This is a genomic window from Campylobacter sp. 2018MI10, assembly GCF_018501175.1.
Lineage (GTDB): Bacteria > Campylobacterota > Campylobacteria > Campylobacterales > Campylobacteraceae > Campylobacter_E.
Window position 1 is genome coordinate 40,034 of sequence record NZ_JAHCZD010000003.1, and the last position, 18,409, is coordinate 58,442.

The 18,409-nt window shown below is 26.9% G+C and carries 19 protein-coding genes; 12 read left to right on the plus strand and 7 right to left on the minus strand.

Features of this window, described 5'->3' with window-relative positions; all coding sequences use genetic code 11:
* The first annotated feature begins 6 nt into the window (after positions 1-6).
* The 4 genes from KJR01_RS02165 to KJR01_RS02180 are packed head-to-tail and all read left to right on the plus strand — an operon-like array spanning position 7 to position 2,816.
* Positions 7-972, plus strand: a complete 966-nt coding sequence (locus KJR01_RS02165) for a prepilin-type N-terminal cleavage/methylation domain-containing protein (protein ID WP_214116567.1) — start codon at positions 7-9, stop codon at positions 970-972.
* Positions 969-1,460, plus strand: a complete 492-nt coding sequence (locus KJR01_RS02170) for a hypothetical protein (protein ID WP_214116570.1) — start codon at positions 969-971, stop codon at positions 1,458-1,460. Before KJR01_RS02165 ends, KJR01_RS02170 begins: the two co-directional genes overlap by 4 nt.
* A 10-nt stretch (positions 1,461-1,470) precedes the next feature.
* Positions 1,471-2,469, plus strand: a complete 999-nt coding sequence (gene hypE / locus KJR01_RS02175) for a hydrogenase expression/formation protein HypE (RefSeq protein WP_214116572.1) — start codon at positions 1,471-1,473, stop codon at positions 2,467-2,469.
* Complete coding sequence (locus tag KJR01_RS02180) at positions 2,469-2,816, plus strand: hydrogenase maturation nickel metallochaperone HypA/HybF (RefSeq protein WP_214116574.1); 348 nt, start codon at positions 2,469-2,471, stop codon at positions 2,814-2,816. Before hypE ends, KJR01_RS02180 begins: the two co-directional genes overlap by 1 nt.
* A gap of 2 nt (positions 2,817-2,818) precedes the next feature.
* Here the strand turns inward: KJR01_RS02180 and KJR01_RS02185 are convergent, their stop codons facing one another.
* Genes KJR01_RS02185 through rsmH form a run of 3 tightly spaced genes read right to left on the minus strand, consistent with a single transcriptional unit; the run spans position 2,819 to position 5,977 of the window.
* A complete protein-coding gene (locus KJR01_RS02185) occupies positions 2,819-4,783 on the minus strand; it encodes an FUSC family protein (protein WP_214116576.1) in 1,965 nt (654 codons plus the stop codon).
* Entirely contained in the window at positions 4,770-5,072 is a 303-nt protein-coding gene (locus KJR01_RS02190) for a hypothetical protein (RefSeq protein ID WP_214116578.1), read from the minus strand. The genes KJR01_RS02185 and KJR01_RS02190 overlap by 14 nt, the downstream gene beginning before the upstream one ends.
* Positions 5,072-5,977, minus strand: coding sequence for a 16S rRNA (cytosine(1402)-N(4))-methyltransferase RsmH (gene rsmH / locus KJR01_RS02195; RefSeq protein WP_214116580.1), 906 nt, complete (start codon positions 5,975-5,977; stop codon positions 5,072-5,074). Before rsmH ends, KJR01_RS02190 begins: the two co-directional genes overlap by 1 nt.
* 64 nt (positions 5,978-6,041) lie before the next feature.
* Between rsmH and KJR01_RS02200 the strand changes: the two genes are divergently transcribed.
* The 4 genes from KJR01_RS02200 (at position 6,042) to ftsZ (ending at position 10,685) form a co-directional block, all read left to right on the plus strand.
* A complete protein-coding gene (locus KJR01_RS02200; protein ID WP_214116582.1) occupies positions 6,042-6,539 on the plus strand; it encodes a class II aldolase/adducin head domain-containing protein in 498 nt (165 codons plus the stop codon).
* A 67-nt stretch (positions 6,540-6,606) separates the two neighbouring features.
* Entirely contained in the window at positions 6,607-8,082 is a 1,476-nt protein-coding gene (locus KJR01_RS02205) for a peptidylprolyl isomerase (protein ID WP_214116584.1), read from the plus strand.
* Positions 8,079-9,497: a cell division protein FtsA gene (gene ftsA, locus KJR01_RS02210; protein WP_214116587.1), complete on the plus strand. Its 1,419-nt coding sequence runs from the start codon at positions 8,079-8,081 to the stop codon at positions 9,495-9,497. Before KJR01_RS02205 ends, ftsA begins: the two co-directional genes overlap by 4 nt.
* A 3-nt stretch (positions 9,498-9,500) precedes the next feature.
* Positions 9,501-10,685 carry a cell division protein FtsZ gene (ftsZ, locus tag KJR01_RS02215; RefSeq protein ID WP_214116589.1) on the plus strand — a complete coding sequence of 395 codons (1,185 nt, stop codon included), beginning with the start codon at positions 9,501-9,503 and terminating at the stop codon, positions 10,683-10,685.
* Between the two features lie 357 nt (positions 10,686-11,042).
* On the opposite strand, the gene KJR01_RS02220 is transcribed toward ftsZ, so the two are convergent.
* Genes KJR01_RS02220 through KJR01_RS02235 form a run of 4 tightly spaced genes read right to left on the minus strand, consistent with a single transcriptional unit; the run spans position 11,043 to position 14,602 of the window.
* On the minus strand, positions 11,043-12,308 hold the full coding sequence (locus KJR01_RS02220; RefSeq protein WP_214116591.1) for an MFS transporter: 1,266 nt from the start codon (positions 12,306-12,308) through the stop codon (positions 11,043-11,045).
* Entirely contained in the window at positions 12,301-13,344 is a 1,044-nt protein-coding gene (locus KJR01_RS02225; protein ID WP_214116593.1) for an NAD(P)-dependent alcohol dehydrogenase, read from the minus strand. The genes KJR01_RS02220 and KJR01_RS02225 overlap by 8 nt, the downstream gene beginning before the upstream one ends.
* Before the next feature lie 9 nt (positions 13,345-13,353).
* On the minus strand, positions 13,354-14,091 hold the full coding sequence (locus KJR01_RS02230) for a hypothetical protein (protein WP_214116595.1): 738 nt from the start codon (positions 14,089-14,091) through the stop codon (positions 13,354-13,356).
* Between the two features lies 1 nt (position 14,092).
* Positions 14,093-14,602: a rhomboid family intramembrane serine protease gene (locus KJR01_RS02235; RefSeq protein ID WP_214116597.1), complete on the minus strand. Its 510-nt coding sequence runs from the start codon at positions 14,600-14,602 to the stop codon at positions 14,093-14,095.
* Positions 14,603-14,665: 63 nt separating this feature from the next.
* On the opposite strand from KJR01_RS02235, the gene KJR01_RS02240 reads away from it, so the two are divergent.
* From KJR01_RS02240 to proB, 4 genes are all read left to right on the plus strand, one after another.
* The gene (locus KJR01_RS02240) at positions 14,666-15,403 is read left to right on the plus strand and encodes a (Fe-S)-binding protein (protein WP_214116599.1); all 738 of its coding nucleotides are present in this window, start codon (positions 14,666-14,668) and stop codon (positions 15,401-15,403) included.
* The gene (locus tag KJR01_RS02245; RefSeq protein ID WP_214116601.1) at positions 15,400-16,830 is read left to right on the plus strand and encodes a LutB/LldF family L-lactate oxidation iron-sulfur protein; all 1,431 of its coding nucleotides are present in this window, start codon (positions 15,400-15,402) and stop codon (positions 16,828-16,830) included. The genes KJR01_RS02240 and KJR01_RS02245 overlap by 4 nt, the downstream gene beginning before the upstream one ends.
* Positions 16,823-17,479, plus strand: a complete 657-nt coding sequence (locus KJR01_RS02250; RefSeq protein ID WP_214116603.1) for a LutC/YkgG family protein — start codon at positions 16,823-16,825, stop codon at positions 17,477-17,479. The genes KJR01_RS02245 and KJR01_RS02250 overlap by 8 nt, the downstream gene beginning before the upstream one ends.
* Positions 17,480-17,608: 129 nt before the next feature.
* Positions 17,609-18,409 carry a glutamate 5-kinase gene (gene proB / locus KJR01_RS02255; protein ID WP_214116606.1) on the plus strand — a complete coding sequence of 267 codons (801 nt, stop codon included), beginning with the start codon at positions 17,609-17,611 and terminating at the stop codon, positions 18,407-18,409.

Below are 18,409 nucleotides of genomic sequence, written 5' to 3' on the forward strand. Positions count from 1 at the left end.
AAGTAGATGAAAAAGGCTTTTACGATAATAGAATTAATTGTTGTTATTGTTATTTTAGGAATAATTGCAGGGCTTGGAATAGAGATTATTAAATTTTCTTACGATAACGAACAAAGAGTTAGAGCATTAAATGAACTTGAGCTTAAATCTCAAGCTACTATGGACTTTTTAACAGCACATCTAAACAATGCTATTAAAAATAGTTTTAGACTTAAAGAAACTGAAGATTCTGAATGTGCAGGTAAGAAAAATAGTTCTGCAATTAAGTGTAAGTTTGTTTTTAATATTAAAGATGAGTCTTTAAAAAATACTCCTGATATTAAAAATCCTTTTAAGATTTTTGAATGGGCTAGGATTGCTATTATTGATAAAAAGCATAATAAATGGGACGGGCTTAACGAAACTAAAAGTGTTATTAAAGCAGCTGTAGATAATAAATCAGATTGTTATGATGATTTAATAAAACCTAATTATTTTCAATGTTTTTCAAATAGTAGAATAAACCAAATATTGACAACTTACGATGAAGGAACAATACTTGGTATATATTTCTTAGGAGATAATATTGCAACTTCAACTTCGTTTATGGAAAAAGATTTATATGATTTTGAAGTATATTCTATAACTTCAACTACTGGAACTATAAGCAAAGCAACTAGAATTAAATTAAGATTAGATGAGAAAAATTTTACTATGAGTAATGTTTATGTATTAGTTGATAAGATTGAAGGTATTTTATATGATAATAAAGAATTAAAATATTATAGTTATGATTTTAAAGATAAAAGACCAAATTTCGCAACAAATACCATTGATAAAGTAACACTTGTAAATAATGTTAGTGATTTTATTATTAGTAATAATAACGGCGTTACTAAAATTAAATTATGCTTAGAAGTAAATGATTTGCCAGGTAGTTTTATTACTAAAAAGACAAGCCTTAAAGTTTGCAAAAGTGGGGTAATAATATGAAAAAATCAGGTTTTAGTATGATAACTGCTATTATATTTATTATTTTAGTAAGCGTTGTTGGAGTTTTAACACTGCAATCATCAAAAAGCACCGTGTCATTTGCAGCTAGAGCTTATCTTAAAGAGCAAGTTGAACTTATAATGGACGGGGCTAGAGCTAAAGCTTTGAGTGATTGGTTTAATTCAGAAAATCCCGATGATAAAAATGAAGATAGTATATATAAAGAAGGTAAATACAATAATACATGTGATGATATAAAGGCTTTTTGTATCCGCAAAGGAGATAAAGGTGTAACTAGAACTTATTTTTACCCTAACTATGAGGATCAAAAATATATTATTAATATAGAGTATTTTAAAGTAAATCCAGATAATGCTTTAAAATTTGATAAAAACACCGTTTTAGCAAGAATTAGTGTTGAGACAGGAGAAGCTTTATCAAAAGTAGCAAAAATTAGATTAGTAAGAGATTACACAATAGGAAATTAAAGGAAATATTATGCAAAAGCAAGTTTTATTAAGCTATGGTGGTGGCGGAGATGAGATGAATGAGTTTTTAAATAATTTTATTTTAAAACATATTCATGCTGATAATTCTCAAGGACTTAGCGAAGATGCTGCTGTGTGTGATGGTTTTTCTAAAATCGCTTTTTCAACTGATTCTTTTGTGCTTGACCCAATTTTTATTAATGGTGCAAATATAGGTAAAATCGCAGCTTGTGGTTCTATAAATGATGTTTTGATGATGGGAGCAAAGCCTAAATATCTTACTTTAGGTCTTATTTTAGAAGAAGGTTTTTTACTTGATGATTTAGCAAAAATATTAAATGATTTATCAAATACTGCAAAAGAATTTGAAGTAGGAATTAAGTGTGGGGATTTGAAGGTAGTTCCTAAGGGTAAGGCTGATAAGATATATATAAATACAACTTGTATAGGCGATGCAAATGGATTTATTAATAATAATAAAATTAGCACAAAAAATATAAAAGAAGGTGATGCTATTATAGTAAGTGGTGATTTAGGAAGACATGGAGCTTGTGTAATGGCTGCTAGATTTGGTTTTAACTACGATATTATGAGTGATGCAAAATGTTTATATAATGAAGTAAAAGATATTTTAAAATACGATATAAAATGCCTAAGAGACGCTACTCGTGGTGGTTTATCTAGCGTGTTAAATGAATTAGCAAAATCAAGTGGCTTGGAATTTATAATCAATGAAAGTGATATTAGTATAAGTGATGGGGTTTTAGGGCTTTGTGAATTATTAGGATTTGATGCTTTAGAATTAGCTAATGAAGGAACATTTGTTTGTATTTGTTCTAAAGAAGATGCGCAAAATGTATTAAAAGAATTAAAAAAATACAATGATTTTGCAAATATAATAGGTGTAGTGCATAAGTCAAAAAGCCCATCAGTAAAGCTTAATAATAGCTATGGTGGAAGTAGGATTTTACAAATGCCAAAAGGCGAATTATTGCCAAGGATTTGCTAATGCATGAAATGGCAATTGTTAATAATCTTTTAGATGAGTGTGAAAGAATTAGAATAAATAATAAAGCTACAAAAATTACTAGAGTAAGAGTTAGCATAGGTAGGCTTAGTGGTGTTGAAGAGCATTATTTTAAAGAAGCTTTCAATGCTTTTACTAGTGATAATAATTCAAGCTATTTCAATGCTAAATTAGAAGTAGTTTTAAAAGAACTTGAACTTTTTTGCAAAGATTGTAATTGTAGTTTTATTCAAAATAAAAATGAGTTTTGTTGCAAAAATTGCTCTAGCAATAATGTTGAGATTAAAAGTGGCGATGAATTATTATTAGAGCAAGTTGAATTAGAGTGATTTTAGTTATCAATTAGATATTTATATACTATATCTTGGCGTTTTGAGATTTGGTTTATAAAATACTTAATTCTCTCATCGTTTGTTAGAATTTTATCATCTATTTCATCATAAAAATAATAAGGCAAGTCATTGCTTATATTTTCCATCATTTTAAATCTAGTGATTAAAATTCCAATATCTGATTGTTCTTTTAATTGAATTTTATTATATTTTGAATATAAATACTCATTTAATGATATACATAAGTTATTCATTTCTAAAACTGCTTCTAGTAGTCTAATTTGCTCAATTTTATTATGTTTGTTTCTGCTTTCGTATAAAAGGTTTTTAAGGCTTTTAATATTTAATAAAATTTTATTTTCATAATTTAAATAATCTTCTTTTTTAATAACAGCACTTAAGAAGTTTTTAAGATTATTTATTGCGTCTTTTAAAGTAGGTTTTATATCATCTTCGCTTTTGCTAGGCCAAAGATACGAAAAGGTATAAACTATAAAAAATGCTACAATAAAATCAATCAATCTATATACAAGTAATCTTTCATAATCAAGCCCTAAACTTGCAAATAAAATAGCAAGATTTAACATAATAAAAATAGTTGCTATAAAATATGGAAAATGCTTAAAATATATACAAGCAAAATATGATAAAAATAGCACTACAAAAATTAATTTTGAATGTATTGAAAAAATAATTAAAAGTCCTAATGCAAAGCCTATGAGTGCTGCATAAATGGTTTCTTTATTATTAATTGTAGTTGAATTGATGGTTTCTTTAAACATTGTAAAAACACCCATCGCTATCCAAATTCCGTGGTCAATTTTGAAAAATAATGCTAAAAATAATGAAAACGAAGTTGCTAATGCAACTTTTATTGAGAATTTAAAATACTTATTATCAAAATGAAACTTTTCTAAAATAGTTTTAATTGTGATTTTTTTATCTTTTGGTTTTAAGGTTAATTGTTTTGCTCCACCTTGTTTAAATAATTCAAGCTTGTAATAAAGAACCTCTACTAAGGTGCATAATATTGGTAAGGTATTTAATTGTTTTAATCTATCAAGACAAAATGATTTGAGATTGACTTTTTCATCTTTAAATATCTTTTTTAATTCTTCAAGATTAAAAATAATTTCATTTTGAATATTTTTTATATGAGCATTTTTTGAATTTTGTTTAAAAAATGTCCTTAGTGAAAATAAAGCAAGTGCTATTTCTTCACACTTTAGCAAATAAAACATAGCCATTTCTTGGTGTCTTATAAGGCTTGAGTCTTTTATATTTACTGATTTACTTTCAAAAAGTCTTTTAAATTCATTTATCCTTGTTACGAATAAATTTTGCCACATTTCATATTTGCTATTTGTCATATTTTCACTCATATAAATCAAATCATTTAAAAGCATTATAAAACTTCTTCTAGTAAATCCACCATAAGTATAAAATGCAAAAGTTCTAAAAATAGTTGCTACGCAAGAGCCAATTAATGTCGCATAAAATACTTCTAAAGAATCAAAATTATTTAGACTAGCACTAATTAACATAGCCATAACAAGTAAGGTTGCATATATGCCAACTTTGAGTGCGTCTTGTGAAATTGCACCTGCAAAAATAACAGCGAAAATCCAAATAAAACTAGGAATTGCCATAAAAAAATCAAGTTTGATTAAATAAGGAACTACTAGAGCAAAAAAACAACCAAAAAAAGTAAAAGCTAGCAAATATAATATTTTCTTAGTTCCTACCGAATTAAGATTGTTCATATAAAATATAAAAACACAAGATAAAACACTAAAAATAGTATAGTTTTCGTGAATTGTAAAATAGCTTATGATTAAGCAAATAGCAAGTCCAACGCAAGCTTTCATAGCGTATAGTAATGAAAAATTACTAGGGTCGTATTTATGAAAATACACTTTTAATTTTTGATACGAATTAATAAAATATTGTTTATTTAGTTCCATATTGCACTTCAAAATAATTTGTAATTTTATTTTTAAATTGTAAAGCTTCTATTTTTCTTTTAAGCTCTTTATTTTCTTCGCTTAATACTTCTCTTTTATCTTTTAATTGAGCATAAACTTTACTTGATTCATAGAGTTGAAGTCTAACCCAAACTAAGCTAATTGATATAATCATTATTATAAAAAATAATAATATTAGCCTTTTGTTAAAACCTAAAATAGAATAATCTTGGTATTTATTTATTAGTAATTCTTCTTTTTCTTCTGTACTTGTTCTTATGTTTTTCATTATTTTAAATAAAACGCTCTAAGTTTTGCACAACTTGACCTAGAATTATATTTTATTTCTTCTTTGCTAGGTTCAATTGGTTTTTTAGTAATAATTTTTCCTAAGGAATGGTTATTACCACATTCACATCTAATTGCAAATTCATCACAAATGCAATTATTTGCCCATTTTTTAAAAGTGTCTTTTACTATTTTATCTTCTAAAGAATGAAAAGTAATTATACAAATTAGACAATTTTTAAATTCTTTCAGTTGCTCTAAAAATCTTTTAAGCACTCCTAATTCATCATTTACTTCAATTCTAATTGCTTGAAATATTAAAGTTTTTAGGCTTACACTACGATTGTTTAACTTTGCATTTCCTATTATTTTACTAAGTTCTTTGCAAGAGTTAATAGGTCTATTTTTGATAATATTTGAAGCTATATCAGAAGCTAGTTTTTCTGGTAATTCTGCGTAATTTTTAAAAATTTCACTTAGTTGCTTGCTAGTATAGGTATTAATTAGAGTTTTTGCATCAAAATCTTTATTTTTATCCATTCTCATATCTAATTCACTAGAATCAAAAGAAAAACCCCTATCATCTTTATCTAATTGCAAACTAGATACTCCAATATCTGCTAATACACCTTTAATTTCATTTTTGTTATTAATGAAAGAAAATATATTTTCATAATTTGTTTTATAAATTTGAATATCTACATTAAATTCTTTTAATTTTTCTTTAGAATAATTGATGGCTTCTATATCTTGGTCACACGCTATTAGATTTAGTTTATTATTATTTTTTAATATAGCACTAGCGTGTCCTGCATAGCCCAAAGTCGCGTCAAGATAATAACCATTATCTAAATCTTTAAATAATTTAACTACTTCATCTTTTAAAACGGGAATATGAATTTGCAAATGCTTACCTTGTAATTTAATATTGTATATATAATAAATAAAACTTTTTAACAAGGATATAATAATGTTTGCTGAAATCAAAAAATACGCAAAAATAATGTATGAAAAAGACTTTATATATGGACTTAATGGTTCTATATCTTCAAGATTTGAAGATAATGCGTTTTTAATAAACAAAAATACAATATTTAATGATGATAATTCATTCTTTATTAAATTATTATTAAATGAAAATTATAAACAATATGATGCTTGTAAATATGTAAAATTACATTCAAAAATATATAATTCTTTTTCACAAGCTAAAGTGATAGCCGTAGTTTGCACTAAAGATATAATGAAAATATGCAATGGTTCAAGTTTGAAATATCAAAATCAAAATATTTTTATAGAAAATGAATTAATTTTACAAGATATGAATGTTTTAATAGATAAATTAAGAAAAAATAAATCTAATTTTTTAATGATAAAGAATTTTGGATTATTGATTTTTGATAGAGATTTTAATGGTTTATTTTCTAAAATTTTTGATATAGATTTGCAGGCTAAAATTTCTTTATAAATTAAATCTTTGTTAATGCTTATAAGATAGGATTTTTCTTTAAAAACACTTGAAATTAGGATAAATAATGATTACTTGGATGCAGCGTCATAAAAAATATTTAGTTGTTACAATTTGGATTAGCGTTATAGCATTTGTTGGTGCAGGAACTGTTGGTTGGGGTAGTGTAGATTTAAATAGTTCAAGAAGCAAATATGTAGCAAAAGTAGGAAATTTAGGCGTAACACATAAAGAATTTAATGATAAATATAGCGAATTATTTTATATTCAAAATCAATTATCTAATGGTGAATTAACAGAAGAACAAGCGTTAAAATTAGGACTGGATAAACAAGCATTAGTGGAATTAATAAGAGAAAAATTATTATTAAACTATGCTAATGATTTGGGATTTTATGCTAGTGAAGAAGAAGTTGTAAAAACAATAGCTAGCTATGAGTTATTTAATAAAAGTGAAGAAGATAAAACATTTGATAAAAGTAAATATTTAACATATTTAAAAAATTTAAGAATGAGTGAAGCAGATTTTGCTAATCAAATTAAAAATAAATTAGAAATTTCTAAATTATTAAAATTACTAGCAGTTCCAGCAAATAAAGAAGAATTAGAAATCGCAAATGCTAGTTTAAATATGCAAGATGAGATAAATTTAAAAATTATAGATTTGTCTAAAGAAGAAGATAAAATCAAATTAAGCGAAGATGAATTAAAGTCTTATTGGCAAGAACATAAAGATGAATATAAAACTGAACTATCATATGATTATTCTGTATATACATTAAATCCTAATTTAGACAATTTAATTGAAAGTGATATGAAAACTTATTGGGAAAATAATAAATTTAATTATAAAGATGAAGAAGGCAAAATTAAAGAATATGAACTAGCATTAAATGATGTTAAGATAGATTTTGCTTTAAGTTTGTTAGAAAAAGAAGCTAAACTTGATTACATTAAGTTAAAAAATAATGAAATTAAATTCCAATCAACTACAAATCAAAATGCTTATTCTGAATTAGTTTTACAAAATAAAGATTTAAAAGTAGGTGAAATGAGTAAGCCTTTTATTATGGATAATAAATATTACATAGTAAGACTTGATAAAATAAATCAGCCAACTGCTTTAGAATTTGAAAAAGCTAAAATGATGGTAGAAGAAGATTTAAGAGAATTAAAATTTAAAGAATTATTGTCAAATACAGGCGAAGAAGAATTAAAAAAAGATAAAATTAATGGCAAAAATATAGGTTTTATATCTAAAGTTTCTAAAAATAATACCGATTTAACAGATACAGAATTTTTTACATTTGTGAGCGAGTTATTTTTGAAAAATACTAAAAAATCTTATGTGCTTTTAAATGATAAAGTATTAGTATATGAAATACTTTCTCAAAAATTAGTTGATAATACAAGTGAAAAGAATAATACTGATTTAAGTAATGAGTTGAAAAATATTAATTTTACTCTTATGCTTGATGATTTAATAAAAGAATTAGATAAGCGTTATGAAATTAAAAATTATTATAAAGGTAGTGAATTTTGAATATTTTAGCTATTGATCTTGGTTCTAGTTTAATAAAAGTAGCTATTGTTAGTTTTGATGGGGAAGGTATCAAAGTAGTTAGTGTTGCTAATACACAAACTTACGGAATTAAATCTGGAAAAATTACAAGCATTAATGATGCAAGTAATTCCATTAAAAAAGCAGTAAATAAGGTTAAGGAAAATTTAAGTATTAATATAGATAAAATTGCTGTTTCTGTTAGTGGAGCTTATACGAATTCTGTAACTGGATATGCTGATATAAGGCTAGATGCTAATGGCTCGGCAATTACGATTAAGGATATAGAAAAAGCAATTAATGCTGCTAGAACATCTGCAGATATTCATAGCGATCAAATTCCAATTCATATACTGCCTTATAGATTTAGAGCGAATAATACTGATAATATTGAAGATCCACTTGGTATGATGGCTTCAAGCTTTAGATTGGAAGCTAATATTATTACTATGAATAAAAATGATTATGAAAATATAAAGCAAATATTATCAAATGCTGATATAAAAAACTATGTTTTAGTATCTTCTATATATGCTAATTCAATTTATTGTTTAAATAACGATGAAAGAGAAAATGGTGTTGCTATCATTGATTGTGGTTCGCAAGTATGTGATATTGCAATATATGCTTATAATTCAATTATATGGATGTATTATTTTCCTTTTGGTTCTTGGCATATTACAAGCGATATTGCTAAATATCTTACCGCTAGCAATGAGGTTGCAGATAAGATTAAATTACAATTTTCTTTATTTAAAGATGAAGAAAATAGCACTCATGTAGAATATTACAAAACCGGTTCTCAAACTCTTGATAGAGTATCTGTTGAATCAGTTTCAAAGTGTGTAAATATGAGACTTACAGAAATGCTTGAATGTATATATGCTAGCATAGATGATAGTCCTTATGAGAAATTTTTCTCAAGAGTAGTTTTAACTGGAGGTTGTTTCAAAATAGACAATATGGCTGAAAGAGCAACTCCTAAATTTAACAATAAAGCCGTAAGAACCGTTATAGAAAAAAATAGCGTATTTTATGGGGATAATGAGATTTTTACTATGCCTGAATATACATGTTTATTAGGCCTATGTATGTATTCTTGTGGTTTTCATACTAAATATGAGCTTAATTCTAGTGGTGTTTTATTAACTAGACAAAAAACCACAGAATTAGAAAAAATTATAGATTTTTCGGTAGATAAAGAAATAGAAACTAAAAACAATACTTCTTATTACACAAATATAGATGTTAAGGAACAAAAATTGCTTAAGATTGAAAAAAATGACAAAGATGAAGTATTAGAGTCATTAAAGATTAGTTCTAATGAAGAAAAATCTGAAGGCGTTTTTGCTAAATCTTGGAAGAAAGTTTGTGCTTATATAGAAAGGATATTTTAAGAAATGGATTTTGATATTTTAGGTGATAATATAGATTTTAAAGTAATGGAGAGTGAAATGGATTGCGGCGTTAAGATAAAAGTAATTGGTGTTGGTGGAGCAGGTGGAAATATGATAAATCATATTGTAGAAACTTGTGCTAGTTCTTTAAAAGTTGATATTTCTAATGTAGATATTATGATTGCAAATACTGATATTCAAGATATAAATAGGTCAAAAGCAAACATTAAAATACAATTAGGACCAAAGAAGACAAATGGTCGTGGAGCTGGTGCAAATCCTGAAATAGGTAGAATTTCAGCTGAAGAAGTTGAAGATGAAATTAAAGAACGCTTAGCAGGAACAGAATTATTATTTATCGCCGAAGGTCTAGGCGGTGGAACTGGCACTGGTGCAGGTCCAGTTATTGCTAAAATTGCAAAATCTTTAGGCATACTTGTTGTTTCTGTTGCTACATTCCCATTTAGTTATGAAAAAGCTAGAATTAAAGCTGCTGAAAAAGGATTAGAAGAGCTAAAAAAAGAAAGCGATTGCGTTATATTAATCCAAAATGATAAGTTAAAATTAGTAGTTCCAAAAACTTTAAATACTAGAGAAGCTAACAAATTTGCTAATGATGTTTTAGTAAATGCTGTAACCGGCATAATTAAAATGTTATTAATTGAAGCTGATACTAATATAGATTTTGCAGATGTTACTTCTGTTATGAGCCATCGTGGAACAGCACTTATGGGAATGGGAAGAGCTGAAGGTGAAAATGCTATTAAAGAAGCGTATGCAAATGCAATTGATTCTCCATTATTAGAAAATTATACAACTAACCTACAAGATGCTAAAGCTATGATAGTATTTTTTAGCTATGGTGAAAATATTCCTTTCTTCCAACTTGTTGAGACAATGGAAGAGATTTCAAATTCTAGTAACGAAGATTTAAATGTATTCTGCGGACATGTATTAGATACTAGCTTGCCAGCTGATGCTGTTGAAGTTACTATTATAGCTACAGGTTTTGATGAAACAAGAGCACAAAAAGCTAAAATTGAGCAAGAGAGCAAAAAGCGTGAAGAAGAGTTAAGCTATAAAATAGTTCAACCTGAAATGCAAAAAGTAAGTGGCGGAACAATAAAAGTAGATTATAAAACTAGAGATTTTAACGAACCTGCATTCGTTAGAAATGGTCAAGATTAATATAAAAAATTGGCTTAAAATGTTGCTATAATTTTATTTATGGGGGACAAAATATCCCCCAAATGTCCCCGCAATATTTTTTGCATATATTATTTAAAAAGATTTTAAAAGTATTTCAAAGCCGATTTAATGGGCTTTTATAAAGATTTTGTAAAGTATGTTGTAAAGGTTTTTTAAAAGCATTTTATGAAATGTAAAGCAAAAACTCTTATTTTATACACTTTGTAAAGCACTTACATTTTACAAAAATCAAGCTTAAATAACGAGCACATAAAGCTTTCAACTTATTTTATATCACTTACATTCTTTACATAAGTTTATATAATAAAAAATCCAGCAATGATTAAAAACCCATTGCTAGATTTTTTTTCTAAAAGCAAAATAAATTAAGATTAATTGTAAAAATGCTAAAAATAGTATTAATTTTATAGAATTTAAAAAGCCAATTTCGTAATTATTATTAAAAATTATAGATATTATCATCACAGCATAGCTTCCAAAACTTTGTTGAAAAGTATTTATATAATTATTTGCATTTGTTTTATCTTTAGAAATTTTTATAGAGTAAGAAATTAAAGCACTCATAGATAAGCCTTGTGCGAAAGCATAAATTAAATAACATATTGAAAGATTTAATAATGTTTTTTCTTCAATATTTAATAATAAAATATTTGCAATTATTATGATAAAAATACCTAGCAAACTTAATTTAAAAGAGCCAAATTTATCGCTTAAATATCCGCTTATTGGAGATAAAATAGCAGCAATTAATGAGCCTAAAAGCATTACTTTACTAGCTTCAAAATTATCATAATTTTTATTCATAATTAAATAATTCGGTAGTATTAATGAGTAGCTTAAAGCAAAAAACTGCATTAAAAATACAATTAAAGTAGATGAGAAAAATTGCAAATTCTTAGCACTTGCAATAATTTTGCTTTTATTTAGCATAAAAATAATTAAAATACTAAAAAATAAAATATAAATATATTTAATACTTATAGCAACACTAATTACTAGCAATACAATTAATATATATTCTTTTAAGTCTAATTTATATTTTGTTCCAAGATTTGGAATATTTTTAATTCCTAAAACAAAGGCAAAAACCAAAAAAGGTATTAAAAATATAAAAATATCTTTAAACTTAAAATATTTCATAATAAATCCACCATAAATTGGCCCAAAACCAGGTGCAGTCGCTACTAAAAATATACAAAATCCCATCAAAAATCCGAAGTATTTTTCACTAGCTTTAAAAATTACCATATTAAACATAAGTGGTAGAGCAATACCTGCAGCAATTCCTTGTAAAAATCTAGCAAAAACTAAAATATAAAACTCACCTGCACTTGAGCAAATTATTAGGCTTATTAAAAATAATAAATTAGTAAAAATAAAAAGTTTTTTAGTATTAATTTGATTTACTAAATATGAGCTTAGTGGCATTGTAAGTGTGATTGCTAGTAAAAACATAGAAGTAAGCAAAGAAGCTTTATTGATATCAATATTAAAAGTTTGTATTAAATAAGCAAAAGTTACATTTAAAGAAGTTTCAATTAATACGCTTAAAAATGATATTAAGCCTAAAGATATTAGGCTTAAAATTAGATTTTTATTCATTAAAATCAATTACATATCTAAAAGAATTTGAATTATTCAATAAGTCATCATAAGCTTTATTAATTTCATCAGGTTTTATGATTTTAACTTCTGGATAAATTGAGTGTTTTAATGAAAATTCAAGCATTTCTTTAGTTTCTTTAATGCCACCTATTAATGAGCCATAAATTTTCTTATGACTTACTCTAATTAAGGCATTTAGACTAATTGATACTTGCTCGTTTATTGGTGGTAAGCCAACGATTGCCATTTCTCCGCCGTATTTTAAAGTTCTTGCATACGCTAAGACATCGTATTTACTTGGAATTGTGCTAATTATTACATCAAATTTTTTATCAACCTTATTAATATCATTATAATAATTACTTGCTCCAAGTTTAATAGCTGCTTCTTTTTTAGTATCGTTTCTAGCTATTACACTAACATTTGCACCCATTGCTTTTGCGTATTTAAAGGCCATTACACCCAAGCCTCCAAATCCTGCGATTGCTACATCCATACCTTTACTAACTTTAGAGAATTTAAGTGGAGAATAAGTAGTAATTCCTGCACAAAAAAGTGGAGCAATTAGTTTTAGTGGAGCATTATTAGGAACTTTAATTGCATAGTTTTTATGAACTTTTATATAATTTGAATATCCGCCTTTAGTAATTTCTGAATTATTAAAATAATCAACGCTATTATAAGTCCAAACAGCACCTTTTTGACAAAATTGCTCATTTGAGTTTAAACAAGCATCACATTCACCACAAGAATTAATCAAACAACCAATTCCTGCGTAATTTCCTATTTCAAATTCTTTTACATTTTTACCGATTTCAACTACTAAGCCAACTATTTCATGACCTGGAACTATAGGATATTTTGTAGCTTTCCATTCATTTTTAGCAGCGTGAATATCACTATGGCAAATCCCACAATACATAGTTTTAATCAATATCTCATCATCTCTTAAAGCACTTCTTTTAAAAGTAATTGGCTTAAAATTAGCACTTTCATCATAAGCTGCAAAGCCTTTAGTTATAATTTCACTCATATTTTTTCCTTATTTGCAAGTTAATTCTAAAGTAGCGTTTAATTTAAAATCACTATCTTTTTCTATTGGTGTATCATCGTATTTATAATCAGCACCTAATATTTGATTTTGTGCTAATTCATAATGTTTTATTGATTTTATTTCACAAATTTTATTTGTAAGATTAGAATATTTATCTTTTATACTTATAGCTTTTTTAAATATTTCATCATACAATTCTTGTTTTATTATGCTTATTTCTTCTTTACTAACTGATAGATTTAAGGCAGGAGAATTAATTGTAATATACTCATTATTAGCTAGTATGTTATCTATATCTTTTAATAAATTCTTATAGTTTTGATATTCTTCTTTTTTAAACTCGCATCTTAAAGCAGAATCAAATTTATAACCATTTGGAATATTCATTCCATCTTGATAGGCTATATTAGGTTGTAATATATAGCTTCCACCTTCACATAAATTACTTTCTTTTACTCTTTCTAATACCTTAGAGAACAATTCTTCTATTTCATTCTTTTCATTTTCATTTAGATTTTCTTTTATACTAAGTTGTTTTGTCATAGTAAATTTTGGATTTGAAATATAAGAATCATAATTTAATCTTTTTTCTACTTCTATTGTTTGCTCAATAACAATTTCATCTTTATTTATTAAATACTCATAAATTTTAGTAGATATTAATCCTAATATAAAGAATATAAATAAACTAAAGCATAAGCTAAAACCTTTTAAAAAATTTTTCATTCTATCTCCTTAAAAAATAAATTCCATAAGCATAGATTATGCCAAAAATAGCACCAAAAATATGAGCCTGCCAAGCAATATTTTGAAAAATCACAGCAGAAATTATACTAGTTACTACAATAGCTATTAAAAATCCATTTTGTCTTAAAATAATTGCAGCATAGCCCATTAAAGCACTAATAGCTCCACTAGCTCCAAGTAAAATGAAATTATAATATCCCATATTTATCATTAAATAATAATACCCCAAAGATGAAATAATTGCACCTACAAAATATACAATTAGTAAGTGTTTGATATTTAAAAATCTAAGAATTTGAGATAGCATAAAAAGCATTACCATATTCATAAAAATATGCTCAAAATCTCCGTGCAAGAACGAGTAGGTAAAAAATGTATAAAAATCACTTCCATAATAAAGTGCAAAGTTATTTATAAATACAGATTTACCAAATAAAAATTCAAGTAAATAAATCAACACATTTAAAAAAATAATCGCATAAAAAACCATTTTAACCCTTTAATATTTTTAAAGTTATATAATAAATTATCATTTTATTAAAAAGGGTTAAAAATGCAAAAAAAAGTATATTTTTATGCGACCTGTCTAGCAAGTGCTGCTATGCAGAATACTATTTTAAACTCTATTAAGCTTTTAAGAAGTGCTGGAGTTGAAGTGATTTTTAAAAAAGATCAAACCTGTTGCGGTCAGCCAAGTTATAACACAGGATATTTTAAAGATACTAAAAAAGTAGCTTTATATAATGCCGAATTATTTAGTGAAGATTTGCCAGTAGTAATTCCTAGTGGAAGTTGCGGTGGTATGATGAGCCATGATTATGTTGAGCTTTTTAAAGATGACGCAAATTATGAAAAAATTAAAAAATTTAGCTCAAAAGTAATAGAACTTAGTCAATATTTAGAACAAATTGGATTTAAGATAGAAGATAAAGGAGAGCCTATTAAGGTTACTTGGCATAGCAATTGCCACGCTTTAAGAGTGCAAAAAAGCATTGAAGCTTCTAAAAATTTATTAAGAAGTCTTAAAAATGTTGAATTAGTTGAGCTTAAATATGAAGAAGAATGCTGCGGATTTGGTGGGACTTTTAGTGTAAAAGAGCCTGAAATCTCAAACGCTATGGCAACTGCAAAAGTAAATGATATAGTTGAAAGTGGAGCAAAGGTTATAATTTCAGCTGATGGTGGGTGTTTATTAAACATTCGTGGAACTATTGCAAAAATGGGTCTTGATATCAAAACTTATCATTTATATGACTTTTTAGCTGCTAGAATGCAAGGAGAAAAGATATGAAAAATCATAGCGAATTAATTAAAACTAAATTAGCTGATAAACAAATGAGAGAAAATGTAAGCTCTGCAATGCACGCCTTACAAGATAGAAGAAAAAACCTAATAAATGCAAAATTTCAAGATTGGCAAGGGCTTAGAACAAAAGCACAAAAAGCTAAAAATAATGCTTTATATACCTTAAAAGATAGGGTATTAGAATTTGAAAAAAATGCTACAAAAAATGGAATGAAAGTGCATTTTGCAAATACTAAAGAAGATGCTTGTGAGATAATTTATGAGCTAATGATGGAAAAGAAAATCAGTAAAGTCTTAAAAGGCAAATCAATGGCTAGTGAAGAAATAGGCTTAAATCACTATTTAGAACACAAAGGCTTAAATGCAATTGAGACTGATTTAGGAGAGCTGATTTTACAATTAGGTAATGAAACTCCTGTTCATATAGTTGTCCCTGCAATTCATAAAAATCGTTATGAAATAGGAGAATTATTTAGCGAAAAATTAGGCGTAGCTAAAGAAAGTGAGCCTGAAAAATTAAATGCAATTGCTAGAACTCATTTAAGAAATGAATTTGAAGGTTTGCAAATGGGAATTAGCGGGGTAAATTTTGCAATTTCAAGTGAAGGTGCTATTTGGCTGATTGAAAACGAAGGCAATGGTAGAATGTGCACAACTGCTCCAACTATTCATGTAGCAATTTGTGGAATTGAAAAAATAGTAGAGAGTTTTACTGATGCAGCTACAACTGATACATTATTAACTCCATCTGCTACAGGACAATTTATCCCTGCGTATAACAATATTATTACAGGCCCTAGAAAAGCTGATGAGCTAGATGGTCCTAAAGAAGTGCATATAATATTATTTAACAACCATAGAACAAATATTTTAAGTAACGAAGATTATTATGAAGCATTACGCTGCATTAGATGTGGTGCTTGTATGAACTTTTGTCCTGTGTATGATAAAATCGGCGGTCATAGTTATGATGCTGTTTATCCTGGGCCAATTGGAGAAGTTATATCTCCGCAATTATTCGGTATGAAAGAGCATGGAGATATTTTAAGCTTATGCTCTTTATGTGGTCGTTGCTCTGAAGTTTGCCCTGTAAAAATCCCACTTGATAGTATGATTAGAAAATTACGCCGTGATAAGATAGGTGAAGCTGGGGACAATGCTCCACTAGGTGCAAATGAATTAGAGCATAGTGCAATGGAAAGCTATGGATTTGCTAAGTTTGCTGATATTGCTACAAGTCCAAAAATGTGGAGAGTTGCTATTGGTAACGCAAGTAAGTTTAACTGGCTATTACAAAGTCTAGGAACAAGCCTACCTGTGCTTAAAAATTGGGCTACTTATAAAGACTTACCTGAACTTAAAGGAAATATTTATAAAGAATTAGAAAACTTAGAAGGAGTTTCTTATGAATAAGAGAATTGAAGAGATAAGCAATCGCTCAAGAAATCAGATTTTAAACGCAATTGAATGTGGTGTAAGACACGAGTTAAATGATAAAAGTATAGACCCAAGTGTGCATATAAAACAAAGCGATAATCCTTTAGAAGAAACTAAAACTAAAATGAGTGAAAACAAATTTGAAGTTCATGAAGTTAGTGGCTTAGACAATGTTTATGATGAAATAAACAAAATCACAAGCTCTTATGGATATTCATCTTTAATTTATCCAAAAAGCCTAAGTGCTGATGTAGAAAAAATAAATGCAAGTAAAAAAGTTTGTTTTGATAAAAGCGTAGAAGAATTAAGAAGTGAAGTTTTTCATAGTGATTTTTCAGTAATTGATGTAGAATTTGCTATTAGCTCACATGGGGTTGCTTGTATAAAATCAAGTGCAAATCAACCAAGAATGCTAAGCCTTGCTCCAATGCTTTGCATTATGCTACTTGATAAAACAAAAATTGAGCCTTCACTTGCTAGTGGTCTTGCTAGAATAAAAGCTGAAAATGAGATTTTACCTACTAATATTTTATATATTGCAGGTCCTAGTAGAACATCTGATATTGAGCTTGTAACCGTTTTTGGAGTTCATGGAAGTCAAAAAGTTCATATAATATTTTACTAAAATTTACCCCTAATATTAGGGGTAAAATATTATTATTTTATATTCTAATCATTTTAAATTCTCATTTGTAATTTTTATATTTAAGCATTAATTTAAAGTATTTAATATTCTTCTAAATAAGGGGAAAATATGAATGAGAATTTAAAAATTAATTTAAAAGATAGCAAAAGAATTGTAATCAAAGTTGGCACATCAACTCTAACTTATGAAAATGGTAATTTAAACTTAGGATTAATTAATAAGTTAGCTTGGGTTTTAGCTGATTTGAAAAATCAAGGAAAAGAAGTTGTATTGGTTACTTCAGGTGCGATTGGGGTTGGTTCAAAAAAACTTGGCTTTAAGCAAAGACCTACAATTACTATGGAAAAACAAGCAGCAGCAGCAATAGGTCAAGCAGAGCTTATGCATATTTATCAAAACGCATTTGCTAATTTTAGTTCATTTGTAGCACAAGTTTTACTAACTAAAGATGATTTTGAAATAGAACAAAGAAAACAAAATACTGAAAACACTTTAAATACTTTATTAAAATACGAAATTATCCCGATAATTAATGCTAATGATACTATTTCAACTTATGAGATTGAATTTAGTGATAATGATAGCCTTTCAGCTAGTGTTGCTTGTCTAATCAAGGCTGATTTGTTAATAATCTTAAGTGATATAGACGCATTTTATACAGCAAATCCTAAGAACAATCCTAATGCAAAAAGAATTTCTTATGTAGAAAAAATCACAGATGAGATTATGCAAATGGGCGGAGATAAAGGTAGTGAGTTTAGTATAGGTGGTATGAAGACAAAATTACAAGCTGCAAGTAATTGTGCTAAAAATGGTGTAAGAATGGCTATTTTAAACGGCTCTAATCCTATGAATATTAGCGAGTTAATTAGTGGTGCTGATATAGGAACTATTTTTGATAAGGAGTAA

Excerpts from the sequence above, each read along its gene's own strand:
- KJR01_RS02165 (WP_214116567.1), top strand. The coding sequence starts at position 7 with ATGAAAAAGGCTTTTACGATAATAGAATTAATTGTTGTTATTGTTATT.
- KJR01_RS02170 (WP_214116570.1), top strand. The coding sequence starts at position 969 with ATGAAAAAATCAGGTTTTAGTATGATAACTGCTATTATATTTATTATT.
- hypE (WP_214116572.1), top strand. The coding sequence starts at position 1,471 with ATGCAAAAGCAAGTTTTATTAAGCTATGGTGGTGGCGGAGATGAGATG.
- KJR01_RS02180 (WP_214116574.1), top strand. The coding sequence starts at position 2,469 with ATGCATGAAATGGCAATTGTTAATAATCTTTTAGATGAGTGTGAAAGA.
- KJR01_RS02185 (WP_214116576.1), bottom strand. The coding sequence starts at position 4,783 with ATGGAACTAAATAAACAATATTTTATTAATTCGTATCAAAAATTAAAA.
- KJR01_RS02190 (WP_214116578.1), bottom strand. The coding sequence starts at position 5,072 with ATGAAAAACATAAGAACAAGTACAGAAGAAAAAGAAGAATTACTAATA.
- KJR01_RS02200 (WP_214116582.1), top strand. The coding sequence starts at position 6,042 with ATGTTTGCTGAAATCAAAAAATACGCAAAAATAATGTATGAAAAAGAC.
- KJR01_RS02205 (WP_214116584.1), top strand. The coding sequence starts at position 6,607 with ATGATTACTTGGATGCAGCGTCATAAAAAATATTTAGTTGTTACAATT.
- ftsZ (WP_214116589.1), top strand. The coding sequence starts at position 9,501 with ATGGATTTTGATATTTTAGGTGATAATATAGATTTTAAAGTAATGGAG.
- KJR01_RS02220 (WP_214116591.1), bottom strand. The coding sequence starts at position 12,308 with ATGAATAAAAATCTAATTTTAAGCCTAATATCTTTAGGCTTAATATCA.
- KJR01_RS02225 (WP_214116593.1), bottom strand. The coding sequence starts at position 13,344 with ATGAGTGAAATTATAACTAAAGGCTTTGCAGCTTATGATGAAAGTGCT.
- KJR01_RS02230 (WP_214116595.1), bottom strand. The coding sequence starts at position 14,091 with ATGAAAAATTTTTTAAAAGGTTTTAGCTTATGCTTTAGTTTATTTATA.
- KJR01_RS02235 (WP_214116597.1), bottom strand. The coding sequence starts at position 14,602 with ATGGTTTTTTATGCGATTATTTTTTTAAATGTGTTGATTTATTTACTT.
- KJR01_RS02240 (WP_214116599.1), top strand. The coding sequence starts at position 14,666 with ATGCAAAAAAAAGTATATTTTTATGCGACCTGTCTAGCAAGTGCTGCT.
- KJR01_RS02245 (WP_214116601.1), top strand. The coding sequence starts at position 15,400 with ATGAAAAATCATAGCGAATTAATTAAAACTAAATTAGCTGATAAACAA.
- KJR01_RS02250 (WP_214116603.1), top strand. The coding sequence starts at position 16,823 with ATGAATAAGAGAATTGAAGAGATAAGCAATCGCTCAAGAAATCAGATT.
- proB (WP_214116606.1), top strand. The coding sequence starts at position 17,609 with ATGAATGAGAATTTAAAAATTAATTTAAAAGATAGCAAAAGAATTGTA.